Annotated in this window: 9 protein-coding genes and 1 tRNA gene; 5 read left to right on the forward strand and 5 right to left on the reverse strand. The window is 71.5% G+C overall.

What is annotated here, in order from left to right; genetic code table 11:
• Positions 1 to 215 precede the first annotated feature (215 nt).
• Together purF and purM are read left to right on the forward strand one after the other, a co-directional pair.
• Positions 216 to 1,742 carry an amidophosphoribosyltransferase gene (gene purF, locus M1O15_RS03365; RefSeq protein ID WP_248631635.1) on the forward strand — a complete coding sequence of 509 codons (1,527 nt, stop codon included), beginning with the start codon at positions 216 to 218 and terminating at the stop codon, positions 1,740 to 1,742.
• Positions 1,743 to 1,810: 68 nt separating this feature from the next.
• Positions 1,811 to 2,893, forward strand: a complete 1,083-nt coding sequence (gene purM / locus M1O15_RS03370; RefSeq protein WP_248631636.1) for a phosphoribosylformylglycinamidine cyclo-ligase — start codon at positions 1,811 to 1,813, stop codon at positions 2,891 to 2,893.
• 75 nt (positions 2,894 to 2,968) lie between these two features.
• Here the strand turns inward: purM and M1O15_RS03375 are convergent, their stop codons facing one another.
• Entirely contained in the window at positions 2,969 to 3,226 is a 258-nt protein-coding gene (locus M1O15_RS03375) for a DUF3073 domain-containing protein (RefSeq protein WP_248631637.1), read from the reverse strand.
• Between the two features lie 405 nt (positions 3,227 to 3,631).
• Complete coding sequence (locus M1O15_RS03380) at positions 3,632 to 4,747, reverse strand: Leu/Phe/Val dehydrogenase (protein WP_248631638.1); 1,116 nt, start codon at positions 4,745 to 4,747, stop codon at positions 3,632 to 3,634.
• Positions 4,748 to 4,956: 209 nt separating this feature from the next.
• On the opposite strand from M1O15_RS03380, the gene M1O15_RS03385 reads away from it, so the two are divergent.
• A complete protein-coding gene (locus tag M1O15_RS03385; RefSeq protein ID WP_248631639.1) occupies positions 4,957 to 5,814 on the forward strand; it encodes a DUF8083 family protein in 858 nt (285 codons plus the stop codon).
• Positions 5,815 to 6,300: 486 nt separating this feature from the next.
• Positions 6,301 to 6,507 (forward strand): developmental transcriptional regulator BldC, encoded by a 207-nt coding sequence (gene bldC, locus M1O15_RS03390; RefSeq protein ID WP_003949541.1) that lies wholly within the window; start codon positions 6,301 to 6,303, stop codon positions 6,505 to 6,507.
• Positions 6,508 to 6,751: 244 nt separating this feature from the next.
• Here bldC and M1O15_RS03395 read toward each other — a convergent pair whose 3' ends face one another.
• From M1O15_RS03395 to hrpA, 3 genes are all read right to left on the reverse strand, one after another.
• Entirely contained in the window at positions 6,752 to 7,306 is a 555-nt protein-coding gene (locus tag M1O15_RS03395; protein WP_248631640.1) for a DUF6274 family protein, read from the reverse strand.
• A gap of 139 nt (positions 7,307 to 7,445) precedes the next feature.
• Positions 7,446 to 7,519: transfer RNA gene (locus M1O15_RS03400), tRNA-Asp, on the reverse strand.
• Positions 7,520 to 7,639: 120 nt separating this feature from the next.
• On the reverse strand, positions 7,640 to 11,611 hold the full coding sequence (hrpA, locus tag M1O15_RS03405; protein ID WP_248631641.1) for an ATP-dependent RNA helicase HrpA: 3,972 nt from the start codon (positions 11,609 to 11,611) through the stop codon (positions 7,640 to 7,642).
• Between the two features lie 119 nt (positions 11,612 to 11,730).
• Between hrpA and M1O15_RS03410 the strand changes: the two genes are divergently transcribed.
• Complete coding sequence (locus tag M1O15_RS03410) at positions 11,731 to 12,162, forward strand: hypothetical protein (protein WP_248631642.1); 432 nt, start codon at positions 11,731 to 11,733, stop codon at positions 12,160 to 12,162.
• The last annotated feature ends 36 nt before the right edge of the window (positions 12,163 to 12,198 follow it).

A 12,198-nucleotide genomic window follows, 5' to 3' on the forward strand; every position in this document is an offset into this window, starting at 1 on the left:
GAGGCCTGGGCGCCGGGTCCACCCGCCCCGTACCGGCCCCCGCCGTGACCCGCGGCCGCCGTCCCCGCTGCGAGGTCCGTCACACCCGGTGGGCCGCCCCCGCGCCGTAACGCGCCTGCTCAGCGGGGTGGGAGCGGTGGCGGAGGTGCCGCGGACCGGTCCCGAACCCCGTCCCCAATTCGGACCAGTGGTCGATCTCGCCTACACTCGGTGGCGTGCCACGTGGTGACGGTCGACTCAATCACGATCTGCTTCCCGGCGAGAAGGGTCCCCAGGACGCCTGCGGCGTCTTCGGAGTCTGGGCCCCAGGTGAAGAGGTCGCAAAGCTGACGTACTTCGGGCTCTACGCCCTCCAACACCGAGGCCAGGAATCCGCGGGAATCGCGGTCGGCAACGGCTCCCAGATCCTCGTCTTCAAGGACATGGGACTGGTCTCCCAGGTCTTCGACGAAACCTCTCTCGGCTCCCTCCAGGGCCATATCGCGGTGGGCCACGCCCGCTACTCGACCACCGGTGCCTCCGTGTGGGAGAACGCGCAGCCGACGTTCCGGGCCACCGCCCACGGCTCCATCGCGCTCGGCCACAACGGCAACCTGGTCAACACGGCCCAGCTCGCCGAGATGGTCGCCGACCTCCCCAAGCAGGACGGCCGTGCCACCCAGGTGGCGGCCACCAACGACACCGACCTGGTCACGGCCCTGCTGGCCGGGCAGGTCGACGAGGACGGCAAGCCGCTCACCGTCGAGCAGGCCGCCGCGAAGGTCCTCCCCGAGGTCCGGGGCGCCTTCTCCCTCGTCTTCATGGACGAGCACACCCTCTACGCCGCCCGCGACCCGCAGGGCATCCGCCCGCTGGTGCTGGGCCGGCTGGAGCGCGGCTGGGTGGTCGCCTCGGAGTCCGCCGCCCTCGACATCTGCGGCGCCGCGTATGTCCGCGAGGTCGAGCCCGGCGAGATGATCGCCATCGACGAGAACGGCATCCGCACCTCCCGATTCGCGGAAGCGAAGCCCAAGGGCTGTGTCTTCGAGTACGTGTACCTGGCCCGCCCCGACACCGACATCGCCGGGCGGAACGTCTACCTCTCGCGCGTCGAGATGGGCCGCCGCCTCGCCAAGGAGGCCCCGGCCGAGGCCGACCTGGTGATAGCGACCCCGGAGTCCGGCACCCCCGCCGCCATCGGCTACGCGGAGGCCAGCGGCATCCCGTTCGGCGCCGGACTGGTCAAGAACGCCTACGTCGGCCGGACCTTCATCCAGCCCTCGCAGACCATCCGCCAGCTCGGCATCCGCCTCAAGCTCAACCCGCTCAAGGAAGTCATCAAGGGCAAGCGGCTGGTCGTGGTGGACGACTCCATCGTCCGCGGCAACACCCAGCGCGCCCTGGTGCGGATGCTCCGCGAGGCCGGCGCCGCCGAGGTCCACATCCGGATCTCCTCCCCGCCGGTGAAGTGGCCCTGCTTCTTCGGCATCGACTTCGCCACCCGCGCCGAACTGATCGCCAACGGCATGACCGTGGACGAGATCGGCACCTCGCTGGGCGCCGACTCCCTGTCGTACATCTCCATCGACGGCATGATCGAGGCCACCACCATCGACAAGCCGAAGCTCTGCCGCGCCTGCTTCGACGGCGAGTACCCGATGGAGCTGCCCGACCCCGAGCTGCTCGGCAAGCAGCTGCTGGAGACCGAGCTGGCCGCGGGCCCGGCCGCCACCGCGGCGACCGACGCCCTGCGCCGCCCCTGATCCCCGTGCCCGGGCCCGAGCGACCGCACCGGGCCCGGGGACACCTCCCACACGAAAGTTCCGCAGCCATGTCCTCCCAGGCCACCAGTGCCGCAGGCGGCGCCTCCTACGCGAGCGCGGGCGTCGACATCGAAGCCGGCGACCGTGCCGTCGAGCTGATGAAGGAGTGGGTGAAGAAGACCCGGCGCCCCGAGGTCCTCGGCGGCATCGGCGGCTTCGCCGGCCTCTTCGACGCCTCCGCCCTCAAGCGGTACGAGCGGCCGCTGCTGGCCTCCGCCACCGACGGTGTGGGCACCAAGGTGGACATCGCCCGCCGCCTCGGCGTCTACGACACCATCGGCCACGACCTGGTCGCCATGGTCATGGACGACATCGTGGTCTGCGGTGCCGAGCCGCTGTTCATGACCGACTACATCTGCGTCGGCAAGGTCCACCCCGAGCGGGTGGCCGCCATCGTCAAGGGCATCGCCGAGGGCTGTGTGCTGGCCGGCTGCGCCCTGGTCGGCGGCGAGACCGCCGAGCACCCGGGCCTGCTCGGCGAGGACGACTTCGACGTGGCCGGCGCCGGCACCGGTGTGGTCGAGGCCGACCGGCTGCTCGGCCCCGAGCGCATCCGTACGGGGGACGCGGTCATCGCGATGGCCTCCTCCGGCCTTCACTCCAACGGGTACTCGCTGGTCCGGCACGTGCTGTTCGACCGGGCCGGGATGAACCTGGAGACCCGGGTCGAGGAGCTGGGACGGACGCTGGGCGAGGAGCTGCTGGAGCCCACCCGGATCTACTCGCTGGACTGCCTGGCGCTCACCCGCACCACCGAGGTGCACGCCTTCAGCCACATCACCGGCGGCGGCCTGGCCGCCAACCTCGCCCGGGTGGTCCCGGACGGGCTGCACGCGGTCGTCGACCGCTCGACCTGGGCCCCCGGCGCCGTCTTCGACCTGGTCGGCACCGCCGGTCAGGTGGAGCGGCTGGAGCTGGAGAAGACCCTCAACATGGGCGTCGGCATGATGGCCGTGGTCCCCGCCGACTCCGTCGACGCCGCCCTGACCACCCTCGCCGACCGGGGCCTGGACGCCTGGGTCGCCGGTGAGATCACCGAGCGCGGCGACCGCACCGAGGGCGCCGAGCTGACCGGCGACTACGCGAGCTGACCGCGGAGAAGACCGTGCACAGCGCAGAAACCGGTCCGGGGCGGGGCCCCGGACCGGTTTCGAAAGACGCAGGCGTCAAGCGCCGCGACGCTGTTGCGACGACGAGCCGGACTGGTCGTCCTCGTCCTCGTCATCGTCGTTGTACAACTCCGCGTAGCGGGCGTACGGGTCGTCTTCCTCGTCGTCATCCTCGAACGGTTCGCCGTTCGGCGGCTGACTCGAAGGTTGTGCGCCCAGCTCGTTGGCCAGGCGGGAGAGGTCCGTCCCGCCGCTGTTGTACTTCAGCTGGCGGGCGACCTTCGTCTGCTTGGCCTTGGCCCGGCCGCGCCCCATGGCTCGACCCCCTCGGTGACGGGGCTCGACGGCCCCAGAGTCTTGACACGCGTTCATGAATCGAGGCGGACTCTCCGCAGAGAGACCGACCCGTAGGGCTTCAACGGTACCTGCTTCCGCGCGCATACGGTACGCCGCCCGCATCACGCGCCCCGGAGCACGACCGGCGAGGCGCCCCGTCCCCGCTGGTCAGCTGCGATTTTAACCTCTTCCCGCGGTGCGACCCGCCGCAGGCGTGAGGCTGGTCTCTTTTGTCCACCCGACCCCGGCCGGCGGGCCGGGGCCATGACACGGACCAGGCAAGCCCGCCGTCCGTTCAGGTGGCCGAAACATTGCGTTCGCACCCGCGTCCGGAACGGTCACCCACCGTGGCGGGTGACCATCCCTCACCGGACCGCGCCGGACTCAGAGCGCCGCCGGGGCGGCCTTCCGGGCACCGCGGGCGTCGGCCATCCGCTGCTCGGCGATCCGGTCGGCCGCGGCGGCCGGCGGGATACCGTCTTCCTTCGCACGTGCGAAGATCGCCAGCGTGGTGTCGAAGATCTTCGACGCCTTCGCCTTGCAGCGGTCGAAGTCGAAGCCGTTCAGCTCGTCCGCCACCTGGATGACCCCGCCGGCGTTCACCACGTAGTCCGGCGCGTAGAGGATCCCGCGGTCCGCGATGTCCTTCTCCACACCCGGGTGGGCGAGCTGGTTGTTGGCCGCGCCGCACACCACCCTGGCGGTCAGCACCGGCACCGTCTCGTCGTTCAGGGCGCCGCCCAGCGCGCACGGCGCGTAGATGTCCAGGCCCGGGACGCGGATCAGCGCCTCGGTGTCCAGAGCCACGGTGACCTGCGGGAACTTGTCGGTGATCCGGCGCACCGACTCCTCGCGGACATCGGTGACGATGACCTCGGCGCCGTCGCCGAGCAGATGCTCCACCAGGTGGTGGCCGACCTTGCCGACCCCCGCCACACCGACCTTGCGGCCCTGGAGGGTCGGGTCGCCCCACAGGTGCTGGGCGGAGGCGCGCATGCCCTGGAAGACGCCGTACGCGGTGAGGACCGAGGAGTCGCCGGCGCCCCCGTTCTCGGGGGAGCGGCCGGTGGTCCAGCGGTTCTCCCGGGCCACCACGTCCATGTCGGCCACATAGGTGCCGACGTCGCAGGCGGTGACGTACCGGCCGCCCAGGGAGGCCACGAACCGCCCGTAGGCGAGCAGCAGCTCCTCGGTCTTGATCAGCTCCGGGTCGCCGATGATCACGGCCTTGCCGCCGCCGTGCTCCAGGCCGGCGAGGGCGTTCTTGTACGACATGCCGCGGGCCAGGTTCAGCGCGTCGGCGACGGCCTCGGCCTCGGAGGCGTACGGGTAGAAGCGGGTGCCGCCGAGGGCGGGGCCCAGGGCGGTGGAGTGGAGGGCGATGACGGCCTTGAGGCCGGAGGCGCGGTCCTGGCAGAGGACGACCTGTTCGTGGCCTCCCTGCTCCGAGCGGAACAGGGTCTGCAGTACGTCGACAGGATCGCCGGTCACAGCGGTCACGGTGGTGACTCCCAAGTTCGAGGCGGTGGAGCGGTCCTCCTGCGGGTGGGGAGGACCTGGCCCTCCAACGGGTGGGGAGGACCTGTTGGGCACGAGGGTAAGTGCTACCTGGGCGTAGCTCGGCCCCCGTGCCGGAGATCGGCCTCCGTCGGAGTACCCCGGCAGGACCCCGGGGCGCCCGGGACCCCCGGCGTGGAAGGATTCGGCGCATGCCGGCGCCCTCCTCCGTCCCCGTCCCGTACGCCGCCTATCTGCGGGTCTACGAGCCGCTGGCGGCCTTCCCGGAGCCCGAGCGGGCGCACTGGGAGGCGTACGCCCGCCGGGGGACGGCCCCCACCGCCCAGGACGAGCTGCGCAGGTCGCTGGCGGACCTGCTGCCGGTGCCGCCGGTGGCGGTGCCGGTGCACGAGAGCCCGGATGCCTTCACGGCCGAGGTGGACGGGGTGGTCTGCGTTTGTCCGTGGCGCACCCGGCTGCGCGGCTGGCTGTCGCTGGCGGAGCTGCCGGCGCTGCTGCCGCCCGCCCTGCTGGACGCGGCGCTGCCGCCGGTGGTGCGCGCCCAGGCGGCCGACGACTACGAGCGCTGGCGGAAGATCAACCCGGACGCGCGGCCGTGGATCCGGAGCGCGGTCTGGCAGGTGCCGGTGCGCTGGTTCGCGCTCTTCTCGGACAAGGAGCGGGAGTACGTCCCGGGTGGGCAGGACGAGGGAGGGGAGGGCGGTGGGCCGCGGCTGCGCTACCGCACCCCGATGGTGGAGGCCCGCCGGCGGGTGGCCCGGACGCTGAAGGCGCTGCGGGACGCGGAGGACGAGGGCCCGCTCATCGACGGGCTGGTGGACGTCGGGCGGTGGCTGGAGGAGTTCCACCCGCGCTCACTGGTCGAGCTGGACTACGGCGGCCTGGTGCACGCCCTCACCCCGGAGCAACTCGCCGAGGACCGTTCGGCGGCGGATGTGGCCCAGGGCATCGTCGCGCTGCGGGCCGGGGACACCGAGGCCGCGGGGGCGGTCTACGAGCGGCTGGCGGAGCGCTGGCGCGCGGTGCGCAACCTCCAGCACGCCAACTGATTCCCCGTTCCCGGGGGCTTGACATCGCCGGGACCTTGGTCCCGATCCGGGCTTTTGCGTCAAGCGGGTGTCAAGCGTGATGGACAGCACGTAACGCGCTCTTGCGCCCATCGCCCGACCTCATGCCAAAATAGGACAAGGAGTCCGGGGAGGGCTCCTTCCGCCCGCTATGGGCGGAAGGCTTCAGCATTGCACGCTATGGGGGGTCTGTGTGGCTCCTGATCGCTCTGTGACTGGTCGTCACTGTGACGTGACTGTCCGTTATGGCATGGTCCATCGGCTTCCGTGGCTGATGAACACCTGAGAGGGCAATTCCGTCGGTTTGGCCGAACGTGGCTGGACAGATGGTGTAGTTGTAGTGCCGAGGACAAGCCGTTCGTCCTATAACCGACTCGGCCCGCGTCTGCCATTTCGGGCAACGCGGGTCAAGGTGCAGAATTTAGAGGAATGAACCGAGATGGTTCGGTTCTCCCGAGGAGGCCGCTCATGACCGCTCGCACCCCTGATGCCGAGCCGCTGCTGACCCCCGCTGAGGTAGCCACGATGTTCCGCGTGGACCCGAAGACGGTCACCCGCTGGGCAAAGGCGGGCAAGCTCACGTCCATCCGCACCCTGGGCGGGCACCGCCGCTACCGCGAGGCGGAGGTGCGCGCCCTGCTGGCGGGCATTCCGCAGCAGCGCAGCGAGGCCTGAACACCCCGATGAACCGGGTCTGACCGGGTCCCCCAACCCGCCACGGCCCACCCTGGCTTCACCGGCCTCGGCCCGCCCCAACGGGCCCGTCGCCTTCAGATCGCACCGGACTCCGCCTGGTCCGGTGCGATCTTTTTGTGTCCGCTTCCGGCGCCTCTGTACCGTGCAATTGCACATATTAAATGGGTGTGTTGTAGGGAGGGGTTAAGTAAAGCCATGGGCAAAACCACTTAAGTGACGTGCGTCACAGGGGTGGAGACGCCTGCTCGGCCCCACCCCGGCCCCCGGGAGAGGCCCCCTCAGGTGCCGACCGCCGGTTCGCCCCCCGGCCCGCCTGCTTGTCCGGCTCCCGGCCCGCCGGCCCGCCTGCCTCGCGGCCTGCCTGCTTGTCCGGCTCCCGGGCTGTCTCCCGGCCCGCCGGCCCGCCTGCCTCGCGGCCTGTCTCGTGGGCGGTCTCCCGACCCGCCTCCCGGCCTGTCTGCCGGCCGGTCGGGGCCTCCCGCGTGCGCCCCGGGCTCTCGACGCTGCGACCGGGGCTCTCGGTGCCACGGTCGGGGCTCGCGGCGCTCCTGCCGGGGCCCGCGCCGCTCTCCCCGTTTCGGACGGCGCTCTCCCCGCTCCGGACGGCCTCGACGGGCGGCGGCTCCTCGCTCCACTCGTCCCCCGCCTCCAGGGCGAGCGCCAGAAGGCGGTGGCAGACGGCACACTGACGGGTCAGATGCCGGTACACGGACGCCGCCGCGAGATGGGCGCGCAGCAGCGCCCTGGTCTCATGCCTCGCTGTGGATGCCGCCGCCATGCGCGTCACCTCCGGTACGGGACCCCCGCGTCCCCCGCTGTCTGCGTACCGACGGCAGTTGACTCCGTCAAGACCGCGCGCACCCGGGCAAGCGAGAAGGCCCGCGTCCCCTAGGGGGATACGGGCCTCTCATCTACGGCGATCCTGACGGGACTTGAACCCGCGACCTCCACCTTGACAGGGTGGCGAGCTAACCAACTGCTCCACAGGACCTTGGTTTCGCCGCCTCGGCGGGCGGCTGCGACGTAACTGTACCCCAGCTCAGGGGGTGCGTCGAACCCGCGCCGAAGCCGCCCCCGTGACCGGACGCCGGCGGGCCCCGCCCCGGCCCCGTCAGGGGGCCAGGGCGTCGATCGCCTTGATGATCCGCTTGTCGGAGACCGGGTGCGCGGTGCCCAGGGCGTGGGCGAAGTAGCTGACCCGCAGCTCCTCGATCATCCAGCGGACGTCCCGTACCTCCTGCGGCACCGGCCGGCCCTTCGGCAGCTGCTCCAGCAGCCAGGCGTACTCGTCCTGCATCTCGTGCACCTTCTCCATCCGGGTGGTGTCCCGCTGGACGGAGGTCGGCATCTGCTGGAGCCGGCGGTCCACCGCCACCAGGTAGCGCATCAGGTCCGGCAGCCGCCGCAGCCCGGTGGCGGTGACGAAGCCGGCCGGAACGAGGGCGTCCAGCTGCTGCCGTACGTCCTGGACGTTGCGCAGCAGCGCGGGGGAGGTGGTGGCCTTCAGCCGCCGCTCGCAGGCCTGCCAGGCGGCCAGCACCTGCCGCACCTGGTCCACCGTGCGGACGGTGAGGTCCACCAGGTCGGCGCGGACCGCGTCGTACAGCTTGCGGAAGGACTCCTCGTCCCACGCCGGGCCGCCGTGCTCGGCGATCAGCCGGTCCGCGGCGGCGGTGGCGCAGTCCTCGAAGAGGGCCTGCACCGAGCCGTGCGGGTTGGCGGACAGCGCCAGCTTCTGCTGGTTGCCCAGCTTGTCGGCGGCGAACTTGGCCGGGTTCACCGGGATGTTGAGCATGATCAGCTTGCGGGTGCCGCGCCACATGGCCCGCTGCTGCTCGGCCTCGGTGTCGAAGAGGCGTACGGAGACGGTGGCGCCGTCGTCCACCAGCGCCGGGTACGCCTTGACCGGCTGGCCGGCCCGCCGGGTCTCGAAGACCTTGGTCAGGGCGCCGATGGTCCAGTCGGTGAGCCCAGTGCGCTCCAGGGACGGCCCGGTGCCCTCGGGGCCCGCGGTGGCGGCCTTGGCGGCCTGGGAGAGGGCCTGGCGGGCCTTGGGGCGCAGCTGGAGCTTGAGCGCCTCCAGGTCCTTGTCCTCGGCCAGCTTGCGGCGCCGCTCGTCGGTGATCCGGAAGGTGATCTTCAGATGCCCGGGGACCCGGCCCCAGTCGAAGTCCTCGGCGTGCACCGGGACGCCCACCATCCGCTGCAACTCCCGGGCCAGCGCCCCGTCCAGCGGCTCCTGCACCGGGACGGCCCGGTCCAGGAACGCCTTGGCGTAGTTGGGGGCCGGGACGTAGTGGCGGCGGATCGGCTTGGGCAGCGAGCGGATCAGCTCGGTGACGACCTCCTCGCGCAGCCCGGGGATCTGCCAGTCGAAGCCCTCGTCGGTGACCTGGTTGAGCACCTGGAGCGGGATGTGCACGGTGACGCCGTCGGCGTCCGCGCCCGGCTCGAACTGGTAGGTGACCTTGAACTTCAGCGCGCCCTGCCGCCAGGAGTCGGGGTAGTCGGCCTTGGTGACCGCGCCCGCCTTCTCGTTGACCAGCATCTCGCGCTCGAAGTCGAGCAGTTCGGGCGCCTCGCGCCGCTTGTGCTTCCACCAGGAGTCGAAGTGCGCGCCGGAGACGACGTGTTCGGGGATCCGCTGGTCGTAGAAGTCGAACAGGGTCTCGTCGTCGACCAGGATGTCCCGGCGCCGCGCCCGGTGCTCCAGCTCCTCGACCTCGGTGAGCAGCCTGCGGTTGTCGGCGAAGAACTTGTGGTGGGTACGCCAGTCGCCCTCCACCAGGGCGTTGCGGATGAACAGCTCCCGGCTGGCCTCGGGGTCGATCCGGCCGTAGTTGACCTTGCGCTGGGCGACGATCGGCACCCCGTAGAGGGTGACCTTCTCGTACGCCATGACGGCCGCCTGGTCCTTCTCCCAGTGCGGCTCGCTGTAGGTGCGCTTGACCAGGTGCTGGGCCAGCGGCTCGATCCACTCGGGCTCGATCTTCGCGTTGACCCGGGCCCAGAGCCGGGAGGTCTCCACCAGCTCGGCGGACATCAGCATCCGGGGCTGCTTGCGGAACAGCGCCGAGCCCGGGAAGACCGCGAACTTGGCGCTCCGCGCCCCCAGGTACTCCCCGCCCCGTGAGGTCTTCTGTCCCTCCTTGCCGGTGCTTCCGCCCTCCTTCACGTCCTTGACGCCGACGTGCGAGAGCAGCCCGGCGAGCAGCGAGATGTGGACGCGGTCCTCGGGGGCGTCCGCCTCGTTCAGCTGGATGCCCAGCTGCTTGGCGACCGTGCGCAGCTGCGAATAGATGTCCTGCCACTCGCGGATGCGGAGGTAGTTGAGGTACTCCGCCTTGCACATCCGGCGGAAGGCGGAGGAGGACAGGTCCTTCTGCTGCTCCCGCAGATAGCGCCAGAGGTTGAGGAAGGCCGAGAAGTCGGACGCCTCGTCCTTGAAGCGGGCGTGCTGCTGGTCGGCCTGCGCCTGCTTCTCCACCGGGCGCTCGCGCGGGTCCTGGATGGAGAGCGCGGCGGCGATCACCATCACCTCGCGGACGCAGCCGTTCTTGTCGGCCTCCAGCACCATCCGGGCCAGCCGGGGGTCCACCGGCAGCTGGGCCAGCTTCCGCCCCGAGGGCGTGAGTCTCTTCTTCGGATCCTTCTCGGCCGGGTCGATCGCGCCCAGCTCCTGGAGCAGCTGCACGCCGTCGCGGATGTTGCGGTGGTCCGGCGGGTCGATGAACGGGAACTTCTCGATGTCCCCGAGCCCGGCGGCCGTCATCTGGAGGATGACCGAGGCGAGGTTGGTACGGAGGATCTCGGCGTCGGTGAACTCCGGCCGGGTGAGGAAGTCGTCCTCGTCGTACAGCCGGATGCAGATGCCGTCCGAGGTACGGCCGCAGCGGCCCTTGCGCTGGTTGGCGCTGGCCTGGCTGACCTTCTCGATCGGCAGCCGCTGCACCTTGGTGCGGTGGCTGTAGCGGGAGATCCGGGCGGTGCCCGGGTCGATCACGTACTTGATGCCCGGCACTGTCAGCGAGGTCTCGGCGACGTTGGTCGCCAGCACGATCCGGCGCCCGGAGTGCGCCTGGAACACCCGGTGCTGCTCGGCGTGCGACAGCCGCGCGTACAGCGGCAGCACCTCGGTGTTCCGCAGCTTGCGCTTGCCGAGCGCGTCGGCGGTGTCCCGGATCTCCCGCTCACCGGAGAGGAAGACCAGCACGTCCCCCGGGCCCTCGGCGGCCAGCTCGTCCACCGCCTCGCAGATCGCGGTGATCTGGTCCCGGTCCGACTCCTCGGAGTCCTCCTCCAGGAGCGGCCGGTAGCGCACCTCCACCGGATACGTCCGGCCGGACACCTCCACGATCGGAGCGTCCCCGAAGTGCCGGGAGAACCGCTCCGGGTCGATGGTCGCCGAGGTGATGACCACCTTCAGATCCGGCCGCTTCGGCAGCAGCTGCGCCAGATACCCGAGCAGGAAGTCGATGTTCAGCGACCGCTCGTGCGCCTCGTCGATGATGATCGTGTCGTAGGCGCGCAGCTCGCGGTCGGTCTGGATCTCGGCGAGCAGGATGCCGTCCGTCATCAGCTTGACGAAGGTGGCGCCCGGGTCGACCTGGTCGGTGAACCGCACCTTCCAGCCGACCGCCGAGCCCAGTGGGGTGTTCAGCTCGTCCGCCACCCGCTCGGCCACCGTGCGGGCGGCGATCCGGCGCGGCTGGGTGTGGCCGATCATGCCCCGCACCCCGCGCCCCAGCTCCAGGCAGATCTTGGGGATCTGGGTCGTCTTGCCGGAACCGGTCTCACCGGCGACGATCACCACCTGGTGGTCGCGTATCGCCGCCAGGATGTCGTCCTTCTTCTGGCTGACCGGCAGCGCCTGCGGGTACGACACCTCCGGCACCCGGGCGGCCCGCTCGGCCGTGCGCGCGGCGGACCTGCCGGCCTCGGCGGCGATCTCGTCCAGCACGGCCTGCCGTGCCTCGGGCTTGCGGATGCGGCGGGCGCCTTCCAGACGGCGGCCGAGCCGGTGCGCGTCGCGCAGCGACACCTCGGCCAGCAGGGTCTGGAGGTCGGCGAGGGAAGTAGACATACCTGACCCAGGATCTCACCCGGGCCCGCGCGGTGGCGAGCCGGTTTCCCCGTACCCTTTCTCCGGACCGCGCCTTCGCGCGACCCCCTTCCCTCTCCTCACGCAAGGTGGTGCACCGTATGGCCTCGGCCGCCGCCCGGTGCCGCCGCCTCGCGGCCGCGCTCGCGCTGCTCCTCGGAGCGCTGCTGCTCTGCGGCCCGTACGCGGCGGGGGCGGGGCACCCCGCCGAGGCGACCGCGTCCTCGTCCTCGCACGAGGCCGCCCCCTCCGTCCCGGCGGCCGAGGTCCTGCCGGCCGAGGCCCTGGCGGCCGAGCCCGCCGGCACCCCCGGGTGCCATGACTCCGGCGACGACCGGGCGGCCCGGCTGCCCGCGGTGCCGCCGCGCTCGGGCTCCCCGCTGGCCGACCTCCCGCACCTCTCGGCGACCGCCCGCGCGGTGGCCCCCGGCTGGGCCGCCCAGGCGCAGACCGCCGCCCGGGTCCGCGCCGAACGGGGGCCGCCGGAGCTGGTCGGCCCGACCCCGGTGGAGCTGGCGGTCCTCCGGGTATAGCCGGGCACGTCCACACCCTCCCGTGCCCGCAACATC

Origin of the sequence: Streptomyces lichenis, assembly GCF_023218175.1 — a bacterium.
In the GTDB taxonomy this organism is placed as follows: domain Bacteria; phylum Actinomycetota; class Actinomycetes; order Streptomycetales; family Streptomycetaceae; genus Streptomyces; species Streptomyces lichenis.